The 21056-nt window shown below is 63.1% G+C and carries 19 protein-coding genes; all 19 read left to right on the top strand.

Annotated features, from left to right (window positions below):
• Positions 1-206 precede the first annotated feature (206 nt).
• Positions 207-1244 (top strand): DUF475 domain-containing protein, encoded by a 1038-nt coding sequence (locus VZ068_RS20095; RefSeq protein WP_349656290.1) that lies wholly within the window; start codon positions 207-209, stop codon positions 1242-1244.
• Between the two features lie 178 nt (positions 1245-1422).
• Positions 1423-2058, top strand: a complete 636-nt coding sequence (locus tag VZ068_RS20090) for a VWA domain-containing protein (RefSeq protein ID WP_046963568.1) — start codon at positions 1423-1425, stop codon at positions 2056-2058.
• 48 nt (positions 2059-2106) lie between these two features.
• Positions 2107-3162: a TerY-C metal binding domain-containing protein gene (locus tag VZ068_RS20085; RefSeq protein ID WP_259167141.1), complete on the top strand. Its 1056-nt coding sequence runs from the start codon at positions 2107-2109 to the stop codon at positions 3160-3162.
• A gap of 3 nt (positions 3163-3165) precedes the next feature.
• The gene (locus VZ068_RS20080; RefSeq protein WP_349656289.1) at positions 3166-4803 is read left to right on the top strand and encodes a protein phosphatase 2C domain-containing protein; all 1638 of its coding nucleotides are present in this window, start codon (positions 3166-3168) and stop codon (positions 4801-4803) included.
• Positions 4800-6332, top strand: a complete 1533-nt coding sequence (locus VZ068_RS20075; protein ID WP_349656288.1) for a kinase — start codon at positions 4800-4802, stop codon at positions 6330-6332. Before VZ068_RS20080 ends, VZ068_RS20075 begins: the two co-directional genes overlap by 4 nt.
• 97 nt (positions 6333-6429) lie before the next feature.
• Positions 6430-7638, top strand: a complete 1209-nt coding sequence (locus VZ068_RS20070) for a TerD domain-containing protein (protein ID WP_259167136.1) — start codon at positions 6430-6432, stop codon at positions 7636-7638.
• Positions 7639-7749: 111 nt separating this feature from the next.
• A complete protein-coding gene (locus tag VZ068_RS20065) occupies positions 7750-8328 on the top strand; it encodes a TerD family protein (protein WP_349656287.1) in 579 nt (192 codons plus the stop codon).
• Between the two features lie 126 nt (positions 8329-8454).
• Positions 8455-9036 carry a TerD family protein gene (locus VZ068_RS20060; RefSeq protein ID WP_046963562.1) on the top strand — a complete coding sequence of 194 codons (582 nt, stop codon included), beginning with the start codon at positions 8455-8457 and terminating at the stop codon, positions 9034-9036.
• A gap of 101 nt (positions 9037-9137) precedes the next feature.
• Positions 9138-10196 carry an ATP-grasp domain-containing protein gene (locus VZ068_RS20055; RefSeq protein WP_259167132.1) on the top strand — a complete coding sequence of 353 codons (1059 nt, stop codon included), beginning with the start codon at positions 9138-9140 and terminating at the stop codon, positions 10194-10196.
• Positions 10193-11362, top strand: coding sequence for a phosphoribosyltransferase domain-containing protein (locus tag VZ068_RS20050; protein WP_259167130.1), 1170 nt, complete (start codon positions 10193-10195; stop codon positions 11360-11362). The genes VZ068_RS20055 and VZ068_RS20050 overlap by 4 nt, the downstream gene beginning before the upstream one ends.
• The gene (locus VZ068_RS20045) at positions 11363-12118 is read left to right on the top strand and encodes a hypothetical protein (protein WP_349656286.1); all 756 of its coding nucleotides are present in this window, start codon (positions 11363-11365) and stop codon (positions 12116-12118) included.
• Positions 12115-13212 (top strand): cysteine protease StiP domain-containing protein, encoded by a 1098-nt coding sequence (locus VZ068_RS20040; RefSeq protein WP_349656285.1) that lies wholly within the window; start codon positions 12115-12117, stop codon positions 13210-13212. Before VZ068_RS20045 ends, VZ068_RS20040 begins: the two co-directional genes overlap by 4 nt.
• Positions 13205-14080 (top strand): HpcH/HpaI aldolase/citrate lyase family protein, encoded by an 876-nt coding sequence (locus tag VZ068_RS20035; protein ID WP_349656284.1) that lies wholly within the window; start codon positions 13205-13207, stop codon positions 14078-14080. The genes VZ068_RS20040 and VZ068_RS20035 overlap by 8 nt, the downstream gene beginning before the upstream one ends.
• A gap of 686 nt (positions 14081-14766) precedes the next feature.
• Positions 14767-17265: a ribonucleoside-diphosphate reductase subunit alpha gene (locus VZ068_RS20030; protein ID WP_349656283.1), complete on the top strand. Its 2499-nt coding sequence runs from the start codon at positions 14767-14769 to the stop codon at positions 17263-17265.
• A gap of 176 nt (positions 17266-17441) precedes the next feature.
• Entirely contained in the window at positions 17442-18485 is a 1044-nt protein-coding gene (locus VZ068_RS20025) for a ribonucleotide-diphosphate reductase subunit beta (RefSeq protein WP_024940691.1), read from the top strand.
• 118 nt (positions 18486-18603) lie between these two features.
• A complete protein-coding gene (locus tag VZ068_RS20020) occupies positions 18604-19374 on the top strand; it encodes an ImmA/IrrE family metallo-endopeptidase (RefSeq protein WP_349656282.1) in 771 nt (256 codons plus the stop codon).
• A gap of 13 nt (positions 19375-19387) precedes the next feature.
• Entirely contained in the window at positions 19388-19882 is a 495-nt protein-coding gene (locus VZ068_RS20015; protein WP_349656281.1) for a flavodoxin, read from the top strand.
• Positions 19854-20180 carry a thioredoxin family protein gene (locus VZ068_RS20010; protein WP_349656280.1) on the top strand — a complete coding sequence of 109 codons (327 nt, stop codon included), beginning with the start codon at positions 19854-19856 and terminating at the stop codon, positions 20178-20180. The genes VZ068_RS20015 and VZ068_RS20010 overlap by 29 nt, the downstream gene beginning before the upstream one ends.
• A 468-nt stretch (positions 20181-20648) precedes the next feature.
• Positions 20649-21056 carry an acyl-CoA thioesterase gene (locus tag VZ068_RS20005; RefSeq protein ID WP_349656279.1) on the top strand — a complete coding sequence of 136 codons (408 nt, stop codon included), beginning with the start codon at positions 20649-20651 and terminating at the stop codon, positions 21054-21056.

The following is a 21056-nucleotide window of genomic DNA, read 5'->3' as shown; positions in this document are numbered from 1 at the left end:
TCCTCAGCCCTGCCGCAGTGCCAGATGCGCACGCGTCACCGGAGTGCGATTTGCCACACCACGGGCGGATCAAGCCAGTGGGCAGGCGCGACGCAGTGGTACGTGGCATTCCCCTTTTTGTTCGCTTCGTCTCGAAACGCGTAGGCATTGCCTACGTGCCAAGGTCGTGACCGCTCGTTTTAGTCTCAGCACTGTCGGGAGTTTCAATGTTTCGTGATTTCAGAATGTCGTTCGTCATTACCGCACTTTGTCTGGGTGCCGCGGCGTGGTGGGGCCATAACTCCAGCATGGGGGTATGGCAGGCGTTGTGGCTATGCGCGGTCCTGAGCGTGCTCGAGGTCTCGCTGTCCTTCGACAATGCGGTGGTCAACGCCGGCGTGCTCAAGCACATGAGCGAATTCTGGCGGAAGCTGTTTTTGACCGTCGGTATCCTGATCGCCGTGTTCGGCATGCGATTGGTGTTCCCGATCGTGATCGTGTCGGTGGCGACCGGCATGGGCTTGATGCCGGTGATCGATCTTGCGCTCAACGAGCCGGAAAAATACAGCCAGGTGCTGACCGACCATTACCCTTCGATTGCGGCTTTCGGCGGCATGTTCCTGCTGCTGGTGTTCCTCAACTTCCTGTTCGATCGTGATCGCGAGCTGCACTGGCTGGGGCCGGTGGAACGCCTGGTCGGCAAGCTGGGCAAGGCCGATGCCATGTCCGTGATCGTCGCGGTCGCCGTGCTGTTGGGGACCAAGCTGTTCCTGCCGCAGGACATCTTCCAGAGCGTGCTGTTCGCCGGTATGGGCGGCATCCTGCTGTACCTGCTGGTCGATAGCGTGGATGCGCTGTTCGAGTCCGAGGAGGATGAGGGCGGTGTCAGCGTCGCCAAGCGCTCGGGCGTGGCCGCGTTCCTGTATCTGGAAGTGCTGGATGCCTCTTTCTCGTTCGACGGGGTCATCGGCGCGTTCGCGATCACCCGCGACGTGGTGATCATCATGCTGGGCCTGGCAATCGGCGCGATGTTCGTGCGCTCGATGACGGTCTATCTTGTGCACAAGGGCACGCTCGACGAATTCGTGTTCCTGGAGCACGGCGCGCATTACGCCATCGGCGTGCTGGCGATCATCATGCTCATCGGCACGGTGCACCATGTACCGGAAGTGCTGACCGGCCTGATCGGTGTGGCCTTCATCGCGGCCTCGGTGTGGTCCTCGATCCGCTACCGCAAGCTGCACCCTGCTGGCGACAACGCGTAGCCGACTGTCGTTCGCTGTTTTCGGCAGGGAGCGACGCTGGTGCGGCCATGTCCACAGCGTCGCGCCACGCCGGACTGGCCGGCACCGGCGCGGCGCGCTGCGCCGGCTACCTGTCTGGCCAAAGTGCCTGCACGATGAGCCGGCCTCTTTCCCGCATTTCCTCTTATCAGGTGAAGTCATGCGTCGTTTGCCAGTCTACTTGCTACTCGATACTTCCGGATCCATGCGCGGCGAGCCGATCGCTGCGGTCAATGTCGGGCTGCGTGCCCTGGTGACATCGCTGCGGCAGGATCCATCGGCCCTGGAGAGCGTGCACATCTGCCTGATGACCTTCGATGCGGACGTCAAGACCATCCTGCCGCTGACGCCACTGGACCAGCTGCAATTGCCGGAGATCACAACCCCCGATTCTGGTCCCACCATGCTCGGCAAGGCGCTGGAGCATGTCTGCGAGCGTGTGGATCTGGAAGTGCGTCGTTCCAGTGAAGATGCCAAGGGCGATTGGGCACCGTTGCTGTTCGTGATGACCGATGGCAGTCCTACCGATCTGCAGGTGTTCGAAGAGCAGATTCCCGAACTGCGCAAGCGCAACTTTGCCAACATCATCGCTTGCGCGGCAGGTCCCAAGGCCAAGTCGACTTACCTGTCCATGTTCACCGCTAATGTGTTTGCGCTGGATACGCTGGACAGCGCGTCGTTCACCAGCTTCTTCAAGTGGGTGTCCGCAGCGGTCAGCGGTGGCAGCCGGAGCCAGGGCACCCCGGAGGGCACGGCGCTGCCGCCACCGCCGAGCGAAATCCAGCTGGTGCTGTAACTGCGGTTGCCGCGTTGTTGAATCGCTGTCTTCGTTGCGGAGTCTGAGATGCGTCGCCTTCCGATCTATTTCCTGCTCGACGTCTCCGAGTCAATGATCGGGGAAAACCTATATCGGCTCGAAGAAGGCCTGTCGCATATCGTGGCGACGTTACGGACCGATCCGCACGCGCTGGAAACCGCGTGGATTTCGATCATCGCCTTCGCCGGCCAAGTGCGCCGGTTGCTTCCGCTGACCGAACTGACGAGCGTGGTCGTGCCCAGCCTGCCGGCGGGCGGCGGAACCTCGCTGGGCAGGGCAATGAACTATCTGATGGACGAGGTGGATGCCTCGGTCTACCGCAATACCCCTGAGCGCAAGGGCGACTGGAAGCCGATCGCCTTCCTGATCACCGATGGAAAGCCAACCGACGATATCGCGCCGGCCCTGTCCCGCTGGCAGCAGCACTACGCCAGCCGCGTCTCATTGGTTGCGGTCTCGATCGGGCGCAATGCCGACCTGGGAGTGCTCAGCCAGTTCACCGATGCCGATAAGGTGCTGACGCTCGATGACAGCAGCGACGGTGCGTTCCAGCGCTTCATCGCCTGGGTCACGCAATCGGTACAGGCGCGTAGCCGTAGCGTGGGTGATGTGACCAAGGAAGAGCAGCTACCGGACGCCGACGTGTCGATTCTGAAGAAGCTCAATCTGGACAAGCCGATGGAGCGCGTCGACGAGTCCAACGCGTACTTCGTGTCCAAGTGCCAACGTAGCGAATTGCCGTATATCTCGCGCTACGAGCCGATGCATCAATCCTTCGATGTCGGCAGCGCGCAACTCAGCGCCACCACGTATCGGCTGGTGGGCTGCTATCCGGTCAAGAACAGCTATTTCGAGATGTCTTCAGAGGCGCCCAACTTCGCTACGGTGGAGTCGGATCAGATCTTCGGCACGCCAAGTTGCCCGCATTGCGGTAACCGGATCGGATTTGCGATGTGTTCCTGCGGCAATACGTTCTGCGTTGCCGGGGAAGGAGAGCAGACCTGCCCATGGTGCCAGCAACGCGCCTACTTCGGCTGTTTCGCCGATGGGGAGTCGGTCGAAATCTCGCGTGCGCGGGGCTAGCTGATGTCGCCATTGCCACCACCGGCGCCGCCGGCGCACGTGCAGGCGCAGGCTGCTCTGGCCGAGGTGCTTGGCAGCTACCTCGGTCAGCACGGCGTTGCGCCGGAACCGGCCCTGCTCCGGCAGCTGCTGCAGGAAGCGCCGGTGCTGGAGTTGCTGCATTGGCTCGACGCCACCGCCTTGCGCCTGGCGCCGCCGCTTGCGGCTGCATTGGCATCCACGCCGCCGCCCGCTCCTTCCGCGACAGCCGAGGCGCAGATTGCAGCGGTACCGGGTCAAGGCGGGCAGTCCCAGGTCGAATCGATCACGCTGGCTAGGGATGCTCCTGTCGGACCGGTGTCCGCTTCGGGGGGGGCGGTCGATGCGCTCTTCGTGGCTCCCGCCACCACCGCGCCCACAGCAACGGCGCTGCGTTGGCGATTTGCCAACGCTACCGCGGGTACGCCGTATCGCGCCCAGGCCACGCCAGTCAGCGATCCGCAGCGGCCCCAGCTTCAGTATCGCCTGATGGCGGTCGATGGCCTTCAGGGAAGCGGCTTGCGCTTCGACGCAGCGGACGGCGTCCTGTCCGGTGTGCCGAGCACAGCCGCGGCGACCGGTGAAGAAATGCATTTTGTCGCGCGGTTCGTGCCGGTCGATGCGGCAGGGGGCGCTCCAGTCCATGCCGGCGTGGCCAGCTTGCTGGTCAATCCCGACCCGCGCGCGCTGTGGAAACAGCGTGAGCCGGACGCGGCCTTGGGCCTGCGTAAACCGCATACCGCAACGGCGCACGCGCAGATTGCCGGTGCGCAGGTGGTCGCTGCCAGTGTGCGTGGGCGGTCACACGCAAATGCGGCCAGTTTCCGCGAAGACGATTTCGCCATTGCCACCGACCAAGATGCACGCTGGCTGGTCTGCGCGGTTGCAGACGGCGCCGGGTCGGCGCCGCTGTCGCGACGCGGCTCGGAGCTGCTGACGCGGCATGCCGTCACCACGCTGGCGGCGCACATGGATGGCATCGAATGCTGGGCGCGCAGCCAGGCGCTGCAGTGGCCGCAGCACGCCGAGGTCCTGCCCAGGGTGCAACCACGTCTGTTGCAGGCCGTGTGCGCCAGCCTGGTCTCGGCCAGCCAGGCCCTGGTCCAGCACGCCACCCTGCTTGGCGTGGATGAAAGTGCACTGGCCTCGACGTTGATGCTGACTGCCGTGCGGCCCTGCGGCGAGCAGCTGCTGGTGCTCAGCTACTGGATCGGCGATGGAGCCGCGGCGGCCTACGACGCTGCCACCGGGCAGGTGCAGTTGCTCGGGCATGCCGACGCCGGCGAATACTCCGGTCAAACCAGGTTCTTCCTTTCCGATGCGTTGGCCGGCGATCCGCAGGCGGCCGTACAGGGGCGCCTGCGCTGTGTATGGCTGCCTGCCGGCGCCAAGGTGATCCTGATGAGCGATGGCGTGTCTGACCCCAAGTTCGGCACCGAGCGCGCCTTGCAGGACCCGGTGCAGTGGCAGCACTGGTGGCAGACCGATATCGCGCCGCCGCTATCCGCCGTGCAGGACATCGCGGCCCTGCCGGAGGTGCTGGTGGACTATCTGGGCTTCTGGTATCCGGGCGAGCACGACGATCGCACTTTGCTGATGATCCAGACCGAGCGCGCACCATGACCGCTGCCATCGTCCACACCACTGCCCACGATGGAAGTACGGTCGAGTTCTACGATCAGCTGCGTGGCAGCGGCGGGTTGAAGGACTGCTATTTCAGCGTGGATGGCAGCTATGTGGTGCTGTTCTTTCGCCAGCCCCCCGATGCCAATGTGCGCGAGCGCATCGCCAACATTGCTGGCCGCTTCCGCGACGGCATCTTCAATCAGGTGGGCGGCGAGTACTGGAACGGCATGTTCTGCTGGCCGCAACGCACCCTGGAATGGAACGGCCGCTTTGGCCTGGTCGCACCAATGTATGCGCGGCACTTCTTTTTCGAACATGGCTCGCGCAATGGCGACGTGCTGCAGATCGCTGGGCGCGAGAAGGAAGGCAAATGGTTTGCCTCCGCCAATAACCGCAGCAAGTACCTGGACCCGCGCGAGCTGGGTAACTGGGCCAGCCATCTGCGCATCTGCCTGCTGATCGCGCGCGCCGTCCGCCGCCTGCATATGGCCGGCCTGGCGCATTCGGACCTGTCCTACAAGAACGTGTTGATCGACCCTGTCGGCGGCAACGCCTGCATCATCGATATCGATGGACTGGTGGTACCGGGGAAGTATCCGCCGGACGTGGTCGGCACACCGGACTTCATCGCGCCGGAGGTCGTGGCCACCGCCAGCCTGCCCAAGCACGACTCGCAGCGTCGCCTGCCGTGTATCCAGACCGACCTGCATGCGCTGGCCACCCTGATCTACATGTACCTGCTGTATCGCCATCCGTTGCGTGGCGGCAAGATGCACGACCCGGATGCCACGCGCGACGAAGAGCTGGCGATGGGCGAACGGGCGCTGTTTGTGGAGGATCCGCTCGATGGGTCCAATCGCGTGCGTTTGAGTGATGTGCGCAGCAGCGAACTGCCCTGGGCCGATACCACCACGCGGCCGTATACGTTGACCGGCCCCTACCTGGCGCCGCTGTTTCTGCGCGTGTTTACCGCAGGGCTGCATGATCCGCAGCAGCGGCCGCAGGCCTTGGAGTGGGAGAATGCGCTGGTACGTACCGTCGATCTGCTGCAGCCATGCAGCAATGTCCGCTGCGAGCAAGGGTGGTACGTCTTCGACAATACGTCGCGGCCGCGCTGCCCGTTCTGCGCAACGCCGTATCCCAATGCGCTGCCGGTGCTGGACCTGTATTTCTCCACGCATACGCCGGGACAGTTTCGGCCGGAAAATCATCGCCTGGTGGTGTATACGGGGCAGTCGCTGTTTCCCTGGCACGTCAATCGCCATGTCGCACCCAATGAGAAGCTGGCCGTCGAGCAGCGGCGACGGGTGGGCTATTTCGTGTTGCACGAGGGCCACTGGTATCTGGTCAACGAGGCGATGCCCGAGCTCTACGACGCCACCGCCGGCGCATCGGTGCGGATCGGTGAAAAAGTCGAGCTGAGCCAGGGACGTCAGCTGTTGCTGTCGCGTGCCGAGGGCGGGCGTCTGGTCCATGTGCAACTGGTGTTGCCCGATGCAGCGAGCGGCGCCGTTGCGGTTGACTAGACCTGCGGGGCAGGTCAATCTTTCGACCTGCTGATCGCAGGCCGGTTGCGCCAACGCCGCCGTGCAGCGCAGATGGGCCAAGCCAGGGACAGGGGCAGTGACGACTCTACAGATCGGACAAAACATAGCCCTGGAGGGCGATCGGCTCGATGCGCAGGTCACGGTCGCTGGCGTGCCTTCCGGCATGGATCTGGATGTCAGTGCCTTCGTGCTGGGCGCCCAGGGCCAGGTCCTCGATGACAGTGCATTCGTGTTCTATGGGCAGCCCAGCTTTCAGGCCGGCGCCGTCACTGTCGATGCCAATGCGCGGCGGGTCGGCATGCAGCTGTCTGCGTTGCCGGCGCAGGTCGAGCGGGTGGCTGTTGCGATCACCATTGATCAGGGTCTGCGCCGGGCGCAGCGCTTCGGGCAGCTGCAGCAGCTGACGTTGGCCGTGACCGCCGGCAACCAGACCTGCAGCTTCGCCCCGCCGCTGGTCGGCATGGCAGAGACCGCATTGATCCTTGCCGAGGTCTACCGGCGCAACGGTCAGTGGAAGCTGCGCGCGGTGGGACAAGGATTTACCGGCGGGCTCGGCCCGCTGGCCAAGCATTTCGGCGTGGCTGTGGATGACGATCCGGACGCGACCACGGCCACGCCGCCGGTGCCGCCGGCGATCCCTGCCGTTCCGCCGCCGCCAGTTCCTGCACCGCCACCGCCTGCTGCACCGCCACCGCCGCCGTCGGTGAACCTGTCCAAGATCGTTCTGGAAAAGTCCAAGCCGGTCGCGCTGGAGAAGGCCTCCGGCAAATTCGGCGAGATCGTGGTCAACCTGCGCTGGAGCCGCGGTGGCGGGATGTTCTCGCGCGCCATCGATCTGGACCTGGGCGCCATGGTGGAACTGCAGGACGGCAACAAGACCGTCGTCCAGGCGCTGGGGGGGAGTTTCGGCAGCCTGGTGCAGCTGCCTTACGTCAAACTGATGGGCGACGATCGCAGCGGCAGCTCCGGTCAGGGCGAATTCCTGCACCTCAACGGCGACGAGTGGGCGCGGATCAAGCGCGTGCTGATCTTCGCCTTCATCTACGAGGGCGTTCCCAACTGGTCCAATGCCAACGGCGTGGTGACCATCCGCACGCCGGGCCAGCCTGAGCTGGAGGCACGCCTGGACAGCCCGAACAATCGCGACGGCATGTGTGCCATCGCCATGCTGGAAAACAGCAACGGCGCCATCCGTGCAACCAAACAGGTGGACTATTTCACCGGGCACGACACCATGGACATGCGGTTCGGCTTTGGATTTGAGTGGAGAGCCGCTCGCAAATAGCCTGCGTGCCGTGTCCAGCGGGCGCTGTCATGCGCCGGCATACGATCAATCGCGTTTCCCGGGAACCGCAAGGTTCCGATTCTTACCCGCAACAATCTAAAGGAGTGCAGTATGGGCGTCAGTCTTTCCAAGGGCGGTAATGTCAATCTCAGCAAGGAAGCACCTGGCCTGAGCGAGGTCGTTGTGGGTCTGGGTTGGGATCCGCGTGCCACCGACGGCAGCGAATTCGACCTGGATGCCAGCGCGTTCCTGCTCAAGCCGGACGGCAAGGTGCCGGACGACAGCAGCTTCATCTTCTACAACAACAAGACCTCCGCAGACGGTTCGGTCGTGCATCAGGGCGACAACCGCTCCGGCGCCGGCGAAGGCGATGACGAGCAGATCGCCGTGGCGCTCAACGGCGTCCCCGCCGCTGTCGACAAAGTGTCTTTTGCCGTCACCATCCATGAGGCCGAAAGCCGTCGCCAGTCGTTCGGCATGGTGGGCAACGCGTACATCCGCGTCGTCAACAAGGCCGACAACAAGGAATTGGCGCGCTACGACCTGACCGAAGACGGCTCCACCGAAACGGCGATGATCTTCGGCGAACTGTACCGCAATGGCACTGACTGGAAGTTCCGTGCGGTTGGCCAGGGCTTCAAGGGCGGCCTGGGTCCGCTGGCTGCACAGTACGGCGTCAATATCGGCTGATTACGGCATGGGCAGCTGCGTCGACGCACCTGCCACGGAGATGGATCATCGGTGGCCGCGCGAATGCAGATTCGCGCGGCCACCTTCACACCGGGCCCGGCTCGGTGATGACTCAAGGAGACTGCAATGAGCGTTAGTTTGAGCAAAGGACAGCGTATCTCGCTGAGCAAGGAAGCCGGCGCACAACTGACCAAGGTGGTCATGGGGCTGGGTTGGGATGCAAAGAAGACCAAGGGGTTTTTCGGGTTTGGCCAGCGTGACCAGTCGATCGATCTGGACGCCTCGTGCCTGATGTTCAACGATGCCAATCAGCTGGTCGACCAGATCTGGTTCCAGCAATTGAACTCGCGTGACGGCAGCGTTCGACATACTGGCGACAACCGCACCGGTGATGGCGATGGTGACGACGAGCAGATCGTCGTGCAGCTGGACAAGATTCCGACCGGAATCAAGAGCCTGGTGTTCATCGTTAATAGCTTCACCGGCCAGAGTTTTGCGGAAATCGAAAACGCCTTCTGCCGCCTGGTGGATGCCAATGGCAACAAGGAGGTCGCACGCTACAACCTGTCGTGCCAGGGCAATCACACCGCCCAGCTGATGGCCAAGTTGTATCGCCATGAAAACGACTGGAAGCTGCATGCCATCGGCGAGTCCTGTTCCGGCCGGACGTTCCACGACATGCTGCCGGTCATCAACGGCCAGCTGTAAACATCCAGCTTTAAACACTCAGGACGGCTGCCGCGCCTGCGGCGCCGTCCTTATCGGTCGGCACCATGCGCGGGGCCGCGTTTGATCTTTCGAGTATCCGTATGTCACTTCCCCACGCACGCGTCTGGTTCAACCGGCACTACGCGACCATTGCGCGCATCATCGATCATCTGCGTGGCGAGGCCGAGCCACTGCCGATCTGGGCATGCGTCTCCCATCGGCAGGAGAACTTCCGTGGCTTTGCCCGTGCCGACCATGCCTTGCTCGAACCTGCGGGCCTGAGCCAGGCCGACTATCTGCAGTGGTGCTATCAAGTGGTGCAACAGCTGCAGATCACCCACCTGGTGCCCGGTTACGAGCAGAGCCTGCTCACCAGCCACCGCGCCGAGTTCGCGGCGCTGGGCTGCCACATTGTGCATGCGGCGCCTGCGGACATCCTTCCCAACCTGCATCACAAGCAGTGGGTCTACGCGGCAGTGGAAGGGTTGGTGCCGCTACCGGAGTACCGCTATGCAACCACGCTGGCGGAGGCGGTTGAGGCAATCGAGCAGCTGAGCGCGGATGGGGCGGTGTGCGTCAAACCCACCGTGTCGGTGTACGGCAAGGGCTTCTATCGACTGGTGGACGGGATCGAGCCGAGCACCTATGCCTGTAGCCCGCAGGAATGGATGGAGCGCATGCAGCGCCTGCCCGCGTTTGAGCCGCATCTGGTCATGCGCTATCTGCCGGGTGTGGAGTACAGCGTGGACATCGCCGCGCGTGATGGTGAGGTGCTGGCGTGCGTGGTGCGCCAGAAGGATCCCAACAGCAAGGTGCAGCAGCTTTCCATGCGCACGGATCTGGTGGGCTTTGCCACTGCGATGGTGAAGCGTTTTGGCGCCAACGGTCTGATCAACGTGCAGTTCAAGGACGATATTGCTGGTGCGCCGATGTTGCTGGAGATCAATCCGCGTGCGGCCGGCGGGATCGGCATGAGCTGCATGTCCGGTATCAATCTTCCGCATGTTGCGTACCGCGCCTGCATCTTTCCCGAATTGCCGGTGCATGTTCCTGTGCCGCGCCTGGGCATTCGAGTGACCGAAATCTCGCTGGCGGTGGAGCTGCCTGATGCGCATCCCTTGCCTGGCACGGTGATGCCGCAGGTTGCGGTCGACGCATGAGCACGTTGCAGGTCACCTTGCCTACCGGCACGCTGCGCTGCGCCGGCCGGCCCGGCAATACCCGAGCGCTGAGCGAGATCTGTGGCATTGGGGCGCGCCGCAATCCCAAGCGCGGCTTCGTCTTCGTCTCCAAGGTGCTGGGTAAGCATTGGCCCGCCTCGCCGTCCACGATGGCGCAGGTGCAGGCCGAGCTTGCGGCGCAGATTCCTGTGCCGGCCGATGAGATGGTCCTGTTTGTGGCGCTTGCCGAAACCGCGACCGGCCTTGGTCACGGGGTGTTCGAAGCGTTCCTTCAACGCGTCGGCAGCCGGGCGATGTTGCTCCAGACCACCCGCTACCCGCTCGACGGCGCGCAGGTGCTGCGGTTCGAGGAAGAACATAGCCATGCCACTCAGCAGTTCCTCTATCTGCCGGAGTCGCCAGAGCTGCGTGCGGCGCTCGAGCGGGTGAGCACGGTAGTGCTGGTGGATGACGAGGCAACCTCGGGCCGGACCTTCCTGAACCTGGCAATCGCCTTGCGAGCAGTATGCCCGCGCCTGCGTACGGTGCATCCGGTGGTGCTGACCGATTTTTCCGAAGGCCGGGTGCAGGCGTTGCTGTCCGCGCTGCCGGGCATCGCCGAGGTTGCGCCCATCTCGCTGTGGTCCGGCACGTACCGTTTCGAGCGTGATCCAGCGGCGGTGCTTGCACCGGCGCCTGTGGCCTACGCTGCGGTGACTTGCCGTCGGCAGCACGTCAGCGCCTACACCGCCCGGCTGGGCCTGGTCGCCGCCATCGCGCTGCCGGACGTGCTGGTGCAGGCTTGCAATGCGGCGCTGGACCAGCGTCCGGTCTTGGTGATCGGTACCGGCGAATGCATGTATCCGGCGCAGCGGCTGGCGCAGGCGCTGGAAGCGCTTGGTCATGCGGTAGTGGTGCAATCGACCACGCGCTCGCCGCTGATGCAGGCCGGTGCCATCGACGACATCGCGATGGTGGAGGACGTGTATGGCGAGGGGATTCCCAACTATCTCTATAATCTGACGCGCTCCCCGAACGTGGTACGGATCGTGGTGCACGAAAGCCGCGAGCGCGCCTGCGTTGACCGACTGGTGCAGCAGCTGCAGGCCATCGAAGTGGATCTGGTCGAGCAGCGGGTCACCACGCCGATGCAGGCGGTGGCCTAGATGTACCAGGTAGCCTTGGTCGATCTGGACGACACCCTGTTTTCGTCGTTGCGCAAGCAGCCGCAGTCAGAGGGGCTGGAGCCGGCGGCGTTGTTGGTCGATGGCACTGCGGTGAGCTACACCTCGCCGCGCCAGCGCCTGTTTGCACAGTGGCTGCGGCAGGCCGATCTGGTGGTGCCGGTGACGGCGCGCACGCTCGAGACTTTCGCGCGCGTGCTGCTGCCTTTCCACGGCCCGGCGATCGTGGCCCATGGCGCCACCATCGTGAATGCGCAGCGGCAGATCGACCCAGTGTGGGCAGCAACGATCCAGACCCAGATGCAGGCACAGCTGCCGGTTCTGCAGCAGCTGCAACAGGCCTTGTCGGACCGGTTCGGCGATGCGCTGGAGGTCAGTATCGCCGGCGCGCCGCAGCAGCCGGCGTATCTGGTGGCGCGCGAGCCTTCGCGCGACGAACAGGCGGTGCGCAGGATTTCCGATCAAGTCATCGCACCATGGGTGGAGCAGCATCCGGGATATACCCATCACGTCAACGGACGCAATCTGGCGGTGTTGCCACCGTGCGTGGACAAGCGATTGGCGGTGCAGTATCTGCTGGAAGGGCTACGGCATCAGCATGGCGAGCTGTTCGTCATAGGGGCAGGCGACAGCGTGACAGATCTGCCGTTCCTGTCGCTGTGCGATATGGCGATCGTGCCCACCGGGTCGCAGGCCTGGGCGCAGGTGCGCGGTCTGGTTGGCGGACCGCACGCATGACATCGCTTGGGTTCTCCGGCAGCTATGCGCCAGGTGATGTAACCTTCCTGCTGACCCAGATCGCCGTCGCGCCGATGGCGGATCTGCAGGAAAAAGAACGCCTGATCCAGGGCGGGCACACGCATTATTCGGAAATGTTGACGCCCGAGCAGTTGCCAGCTCCGGAATATTTGGCCTTGTTCCGCAGTGCCGTGGCGCGTCATCTGCCCACCATGGCGCACGACCTGCTGCAACTGGCGAGCGCGGTGCGGCAACGGTATGCGCGTCCGGTGCTGGTATCGCTGGCGCGCGCCGGCACGCCGGTCGGGGTGGCGTTGCGGCAGGTATTGGCCAGCCGCTGGGGCATCCAGGTGCCGCACTACTCGATCTCGATCCTGCGTGGCCGCGGGATCGATACGGTGGCGCTGGCCCACTTGTGCGCGCAATACGATCCGGCATCGCTGGTCTTTGTCGATGGCTGGACCGGCAAAGGCGCGATCACCGCCGAGCTGCGCGCCTCGGTTGCCGCGTTCAACCAGGCCCAGGGCACGCAGGTCTCGCCGGATCTGTTCGTGCTGGTGGATCTTGCCGGCTGCAGCGCCGGGCATGGCTCCGTCGAAGACTATCTGATTCCGTCGGCCATCCTCAACGCGACCGTGTCGGGCCTGGTCAGTCGCACCGTGCTCAACGCCAGCATCGCCTCCGACCAGTTCCACGGCTGTGTGTTCTACCAGGACCTGCGCACGGGCGATATGTCGCAGTGGTTTGTGGCGCAATTGCTGGAAGCGGCCGCCGCGCTGCCCGCGCCCACGCATGCTGACCAGCACACCCAGCGCAGCCAACGCGCTGCCGCCGCACAGCGTTGCAGCGACAGCCTGCAGCAGCTGCGCGACGCATTCGCGGTGCGCGACACCCATTGCCTGAAAGTGGGAATCGGCGAGACCACCCGGGCGATGCTGCGCCGCGCGCCGCGCGCGCTCTGCCTTCAGCAGCCCGACGATTCCGATACCGCTCATCTGCGGTGGCTGGCGCAGACCCGCGGTATTGACGTAAACATTCTTCCCAGCCTGCCATTGAAGGCGGCGGCGGTCATCAAGGATCTGCGACATGTCTGAAGCCTATCGGTTGGGTGCCTCGCTGTACGTGCCTGCGACCAACGACAATCTTTCCGAAGTGCTGTCGGGGCGCCAGTTTCCGCCGGCGCGTTCGCTGATCGCTTGCACCGAGGATGCGGTGTCGTCCACCGACCTGCCGCATGCGATGAGTCACATCCGACGCACCTTGCCGACCTTGCCGCCACGGTCGCACGGCCCGCTGCGGTTCATTCGCCCGCGCAATGCTGAAGTGCTTGGGCAACTGCTGGCGATGCACGACATCGATCGCGTACACGGGTTCGTGCTGCCCAAGATCGATACCGACACGCTGGGCGCCTATGAGCGGCAGCTGGCCGATCACGATTTCTGCATCATGCCGACCCTAGAGACGCCGCAGGCGATGGATCCGCTGGGGCAGCGCGAGATTCGTGCCTGCCTGCAGGGTAGCCCGTTGAGTTCGCGGGTGCTGGCGGTGCGTATCGGCGGCAACGATCTGCTGAGCATGCTGGCAATGAAGCGGGTGCGCGGCACCACGATCTACGACACGCCGGTGGGCCTGGTCATTCAGCAACTTGTCCTTGCATTCCGGCCGTATGGCTTTCAGCTCACCGCGCCGGTCTACGACTTCTTCGATGATCCGCAGACATTGCGGCGTGAACTTGCCATCGATACCGCGATGGGGCTGGTCGGTAAGACCGCGATCCATCCGATGCAGATTCCCGTGATCGAGGACGGGCTGCGGGTCAGCGACGAAGACCTGCGCGCTGCGCGCGAGGTGCTCGGCGCCACCACGGCCGTCTTCAAGTCCAACGGCGGCATGGTCGAGAAGGCCGTCCACACGCGTTGGGCGCAGGCCATCATTGCGCGACAGGCCATCGTGGCGCTTTGAACGAATGAGTCGCAGCCGGCGCAGTCGGGCCAGCAGGTGCATGGCATGGACTGGCGCGCGGTGTGAGGCTGGGTGGCTCCCTTTGTTGAGCGGCAGGGGCGCGCAGAACTGTGACCGCCGGGGCCAGCGTATGTGCGGCCGCCAGCCCAACCGGACCCAACTGGTCAGCAAAAATGCCGGTTTAGGGCTTGACTGCGCAGTCCACTTGGACGGGTTCGCAGCCTTCCGCCGACCGTTCGTCAGACAGTGCTTTGTCCTGCAAGGGTTTACGGGATTTTCCTACATTTGGTGTTGACCCCTCCGGGGGACCCCACTATCTTGGGGGAGTCGGTGGTTGGTCGCCCAAGGCGTCCGGACCAGTGAGAGCATTGATTTGCAGCAGGTTGCCCATCAAACGCCTCTCCGCGGCGGCAGCAACGAACGATCACAGCCATCCGGGCGTCGCCTGGAGCGGGCGGCGTGGTCTCGTTGCTCCGCTGTTGTTTCGCCACCGACCACTGCGCGACAGCACACCGCGCGGTGGCGGCCGTGGAATCTCCGGTAAGGAGATGGCTGGTAAGGCGATGCCGCCGCAGACCGTGGGTCTTGCGTGCTGGTCGTCGCGTACCGCCATCGCTGTCCAGGGAGTCCGGATCCGGCCGCAGCCCGTCCCCGAGCGGGTTCGTGTGCCTACGCATGGAGGACGCATGACCACCAACGACACCCTTGCCGCGATCGCCGCCGGTACCCTAGCCACACCCAGCGTTCCCGCCAGTGTCAGCGCGCCCGGTTGCGGCGCGCCGGAGTTGACCGACCCGTCGGACGTCGTGCCGCCCCCCCGCCAAGCCATTGCAATGCACGCACAGACCATCGAAGAACAAGCCGTCGCCACCTGGATCACCAAGGAAGCCGGCAACCGCAAGATTCCGTTCGAGGCCGAGCGCCTGGATCGCGCGATCGACCAGATCCATGCCGAGTTCCCGCAGCTGGACGTGGCCGACTACAAGCGCTCGGTTTTCGGCTTTGTCGAGCGCAAGGACAGCGTCAACGCCGACGACCTGGTCGACCATCTGATCCGCGAGGCCGAGGCCCGCGTCGATCTGACCACTCCGGAGTGGGAACACTTCGCTGCGCGCCTGTACCTGCGCCGCCTGTACAAGCGCGCCAGCCGCAACCGTTTCTACGACGCCAGCCAGAAGTACGGCTCGTTCGTCGGCCTGCAGGAGAGCCTGGCCGACCGCAATGTCTATTCCAACGACATCCTGCGCCGCTACTCCAAGGACGAACTGATCGAAGCCGGCAAGATGATCGAGCCCGAGCGCGACAAGTTGTTTGCCTACAACGGCCTGTACCTGCTGGCCACGCGCTACCTGGCCACCGACAACTCGCGCGGCGTGTTCGAGCTGCCGCAGGAGCGCTGGCTGACCATCGCGCTGTACCTGATGCAGGACGAGATCGGCAATGGCAAGGGCAGCCGCGAGCGCCGCATGCAGCTGGTGGGCGAGGCCTACTGGGCGCTGTCCAACCTGTACATGACCGTGGCCACCCCGACCCTGGCCAATGCCGGCAAGGTCGGCGGCCAGCTGTCGAGCTGCTTCATCGACACCGTCGACGACAGCCTGCAGGGCATCTACGACTCCAACACCGACGTGGCGCGCGTGTCCAAGCACGGCGGCGGCGTGGGCGCGTACCTGGGCTATGTGCGTTCGTCGGGTTCGGCAATCCGCGGTGTGTCCAATTCCTCCGGCGGCGTGGTGCCGTGGATCAAGCAGCTCAACAACACCGCGGTGTCGGTGGATCAGCTGGGCCAGCGCAAGGGCGCCATCGCGGTCTATCTGGACATCTTCCACCGCGACATCGAGTCGTTCCTGGATCTGCGCCTGAACAACGGCGACCAGCGTCTGCGTGCGCACGACGTGTTCACCTCGGTATGCATCCCCGACCTGTTCATGGAAGCGGTCGAGCGCCGCGGCGACTGGTATCTGTTCGATCCGCACGAAGTGAAGCGGATCAAGGGCTGGTACCTGCAGGACTTCTACGACGAGAAGAAGGGCGACGCCAACAGCAGCTTCCGTCGCAAGTACGAAGAAGTGGTGGCCGACGAGCGCATCACGCGCAAGACGGTCAAGGCGATCGAAATCTTCAAGCGGATCATGGTCAGCCAGCTGGAAACCGGCAATCCGTTCATGTTCTATCGCGACGAAGTCAATCGCAAGAATCCGAACAAGCACGAGGGCATGGTCTATTCGTCCAACCTGTGCACCGAGATCCTGCAGAACATGAGCCCGACGCGGATGATGCAGGAGATCATCAGCGGCAATCAGATCGTCACCACCAAGAAGGCGGGCGACTTCGTCGTGTGCAACCTGTCCTCGATCAACCTGGGCCGCGCGATCATCGCGCAGGACGACCAGGCCGATCTGCTGGGCGCCGATGTGCTGGAGCGGCTGATCCCGATCCAGGTACGCATGCTCGACAACGTGATCGACCTGAACCAGTTGCCGGTGCCCCAGGCCACCATCACCAACCAGAAGTACCGCGCCATTGGCCTGGGCACCTTCGGTTGGCACCATCTGCTCGCGCAGAAAGCCATCCATTGGAATGCCAAGGAAGCCGAGGACTACAGCGACGAGCTGTACGAGCGCATCAACTACCTGACCATCCAGGCAAGCATGGAGCTGGCCAAGGAAAAGGGCACCTACAGCGTGTTCCGCGGCAGCGACTGGCATAACGGCGAGTACTTCCGTGCGCGCGACTACAACAGCCCGCAGTGGCTGGAGCTGTCGGCGCAGGTGTCGGTCAATGGCGTGCGCAATGCCTGGATGCTGGCGGTGGCGCCGAACATGAGCACCGCGCAGATCGCCGGTTCCACCGCCTCGATCGACCCGATCTACAGCGCGTTCTATTACGAAGAAAAGAAGGACTTCCGTCGTCCGGTCGCCGCTCCGGGCCTGTCGCTGGAAACCTGGCCGTACTACGAGAAGGGCGCCTACAAGGTCGACCAGTTCGCCAGCGTGCGTCAGAACGCGCGTCGCCAGCGCCACGTCGACCAGTCGATCAGCTTCAACTTCTACGTGCCCAGCACCATCCGTGCGAGCACGTTGCTGGACCTGCACATGACCGCCTGGCGCGAAGGCTTGAAGACCACGTACTACGTGCGCTCCAACGATATCGATATCAGCGAGTGCGAGTGGTGCAGTAGCTAAGCGCATTCGCGCTTCGCTTCCACGGTTCGCGTTGCGAACCGTGGACCCTGCTTCACCAGCTCCCACACCCCGCGCCTTTGGCGCGCCCCCTGACTCAGGGGGCTTTCCTCCAGAATGATTGCTGTCGTCGTCTCCGCTGCACGCGCGCGCGACGCCTGAAACACGAGTAGAAATCCATGTCCGCAACACCGCTTGAGCGCATCAAGATCCTGGAGCCGCGTCACCCCAACCGCTCCACCGCCATCATCAATGGCGAAACCTCCGGCATCCTCAACTGGAACGATATTCCGTACCCGTCCTTCTATCGGGCGTATAAGGAGCTGTCGACCAACTTCTGGATCCCCGACGAGGTGGACATGAAGGGCGACGCGCGCCAGTACAACGAGCTGTCGGCGCGCGAAAAGAACGCCTACGACTCGATCATCGGCCTGCTGGCCACGCTGGATTCGCCGCAGACGCGCTTCATCTACAACGTCGCCGAATACATCACCGACCCGGCCGCGCACGCCAATGCCGCGATCATCGGCCAGCAGGAAGTGATCCATAACGAGAGCTACAGCTACGTGCTGGCCTCGATCACCGGCCTGGCCGATCAGAACCGCGTGTTCGAGATCGCGCGCACGCATCCGACCATCATCAAGCGCAATGCGCCGATCATGGGCGCCTACGAAGACTTCATGCGCGACAAGACGGCCGAAACGCTGATCCGCGCGCTGATCCAGTCCTCGATCCTGGAAGGCATCAATTTCTATTCCGGTTTTGCGTATTTCTACAATCTGGTCCGCCAGAACCGCATGACCGGCACCGGCAAGATCATCAGCTTCATCAACCGCGACGAGCTGGCCCACTCCAAGTTCATCAGCGAGCTGATTCGCGCCATCATCGGCGAGAACCAGGCATTGCAGGGCGACCAGCTCACCGATTACGTGCATAAGGCGTTCGAGCACGCGATCGACCTGGAAACCCAGTGGACCGCCGAAGTGCTGGACGGCATCGACGGTATTGATGTCGACGAGATGATCCGCTACGTGAAGTACCGCGCCAACAAGATGGCCGGCATGCTCGGCATCGAGAAGCTGTACGAAGGCGCCAACGACAACGTGATGCCGTGGATCAAGGCCTACGCCGACAACTTCACCGAAACCAAGACCGACTTCTTCGAAATGCGCAATGCCAGCTACAAGAAGACCAATTCGGATAACGGCTTCGACGACCTCTGAGGCGGAACTATCAACACCTCTCTGTAATTTCACTTACAAGTACGGGGGCACCATGAGCAAGCGATTGGATCCACGCATCTCATCTAGTCGCATGCGACTGGGGAACCCGTACGCGCACATGGAAGAAATTGAGGAGTGCTGGCAAGCGAGCAATGGCCAGAATCGCTATCGATTTGCGAGTTCGGACGGTAAGGCCTTCTCTACAAAGAAAAGCCATAGCTTTGAGTCGATAGAAGCACAGACTAAAGAATTGCAACGCGCGATTTGGAAGAAGCGGACAGATCTCGGGCTGAGCCAGAACGTGCACCCGATTGACGTCTTAGACCCACAGCTTGCCGCAGAGCTTCTGGGCTTCGACTTCACCCTTCATTCTAGTCTTGGCTGGATGGTCAACGGCAGCCGCCAAGTCTCGGTTGCGGGCATGATTGATCAAACGACTCGATCCATCCAAATCGCAACGGATGCTGATCCGAGAGTCATGCGTTTCACTGCTGCTCATGAGATCGGCCACGCAATTCTTCATCCCGATCAAACAGGGCTACATCGGGATCAGCCGTTAGACGGAGTTCGGCAAGCGCGCAATCGAACCGAACTTGAGGCAGATAAGTTCGCTACCTACTTTTTGCTGCCAGAGAAACTTCTCACTGAAGAATTTAATTCTCGCTTCCTGGGTGTTTTTGCCCTAGATGAGCAGACCGCATTTGCTCTACTGAGCAAGCCTATTTTCAAAGTGATTGAAGCTCTTCCGACTCTTCGTCACGTCTCTAGGAAGCTTGCGAGTGCGAGTTATTACAACGGCTCCCACTTCATATCGTTGTCCGAGTCTTTTGGAGTCAGCGTCGAAGCAATGGCCATCCGACTTGAAGAACTGAAACTCGTTATTGAGTGATTGCTTCTCCGAGATGCGCATCCTCCTCGCCCACACCTCGCTGAGCGGTAACACCCGCGACGTCGCCCGTGCGATCCACGCGCGCTGCGAAGAGCTGGGCCATGCGGTCACCTGGATCGATGCCGACGTCCAGACGCTGGAGCAGGCGTGCTCGAACGATGCCGAGCACGATCTCTACATCCTCGGCAGCTGGAGCATCAACGCCGGGCGCACGCCGCCGGAGATGAAGCGCTTCATCGAAGAACTCGTGAATGCGGTCGGTAAGCCGGAGCACCTGGCGGTGTTCGGCACCGGCGAGACGCAGTGGGGCGAGGAGAACTACTGCGGTGCGGCCCGGCGCATCGCCGCGTTCTTCGGCACGCGCTACCCGCGGCTGGAGATCGAACAGATGCCCCACGGCGAACGCGACGCCACCAAGATCCAACGCTGGACAGACCACATTCTTGCCCTCACTGATACACCGTTCGAGAACACCCCCCATGCAGACGCTCCACGCCACCACCCCTGACGACTACGCCGCTGCCCTGGCCGCGCATCCGCGCTTACTTGTCGACTATTACAAGGACAATTGCCCGGGCTGCAAGATGCTCGACATGTCGTTGACCAAGTTCGCCGCCAGCGAGGACGCCGCGGGCGTCGCTCTTCTCAAGGTGAAACTGGAAACAGTTGGCGAGGAATTCTTTCGTGGCCTGGGCTTGCGGCAGACGCCGACCTTGGCGTTGTTCAAGGACGGCTCCGAGGTGGCACGCCTGCCCGGCTTCCAGTCGCCGGCGCAGGTGGAAACCGCGGTCAAGACCAGCCTCTGAGCGATCGCTTGTGCGGCGCACATACGGCCAAGCGCTAGCAAGCATTGCGCTCTCGTAGGAGCGGACCCGGCCGCGACAGCTGCCCACGGTGGCCCTACGCTTTCACTACACTCACTACACTCACTACACTCACTACACTCACTACACTCACTACACTCACTACACTCACTACACTCACTACACTCACTACACTCACTACATTCGCTACACCGATACCGACACCGTGGTTTGCGCATGGACGCGCACGTTCCTGGTCATTTGCTCGCCGGTCGCACGCGACAACGGCATGATGACCCAAGACAGCACGAGTGCCTCGCATTGCGTAGCGTCATCGCCTTCACCTCGCGTTGATCAGGCTATCGTTGTGCTTTCAACGCGCGTGGCATGTCGAAAGTGTGCGCGCCACACATCGGCCCCCCGGCCGCATTGCCTGCTTGCCGTTTGTCCCTTCTTCCCTTGGATCCCACGATGTCAGACAGCTTGCAGACCCAGCCACCGATCGAAGCGCGCATGGCCGAGATCGTGTTCCCCAACCACACCAATCATATGGGCACCTTGTTCGGTGGCCAGGCGTTGGCGTGGACGGACAAGGCGGCGTTTCTGGCCGCGTCGCGCTATGCGCGCCGCACCGTGGTGACCGCGCGCTCGGACCAGGTGGATTTCAAATTGCCGATCCGCCAGGGCCAGATGGTGGAGACCATCGCTCGGGTGGTGTCGGTGGGGCGCAGCTCGATCAAGGTGGAAGTGGAACTGATCGCCGAAGACCTGCTCAGCGGCGCACGCGAGCTGTGCACGCGCGGCAACTTCGTGATGATCGCGCTGGGTGACGACGGCAAGCCAACCACGGTGCCGCCGCTGCCAGCCGTCAGCAGCTGA

Origin of the sequence: Xanthomonas sp. 10-10 (assembly GCF_040182365.1) — a bacterium.
Classification (GTDB): Bacteria; Pseudomonadota; Gammaproteobacteria; order Xanthomonadales; family Xanthomonadaceae; genus Xanthomonas; species Xanthomonas arboricola_F.
Note: the sequence above shows the minus strand (reverse complement) of the source record. Positions and strands in the feature narration are given on the sequence as shown.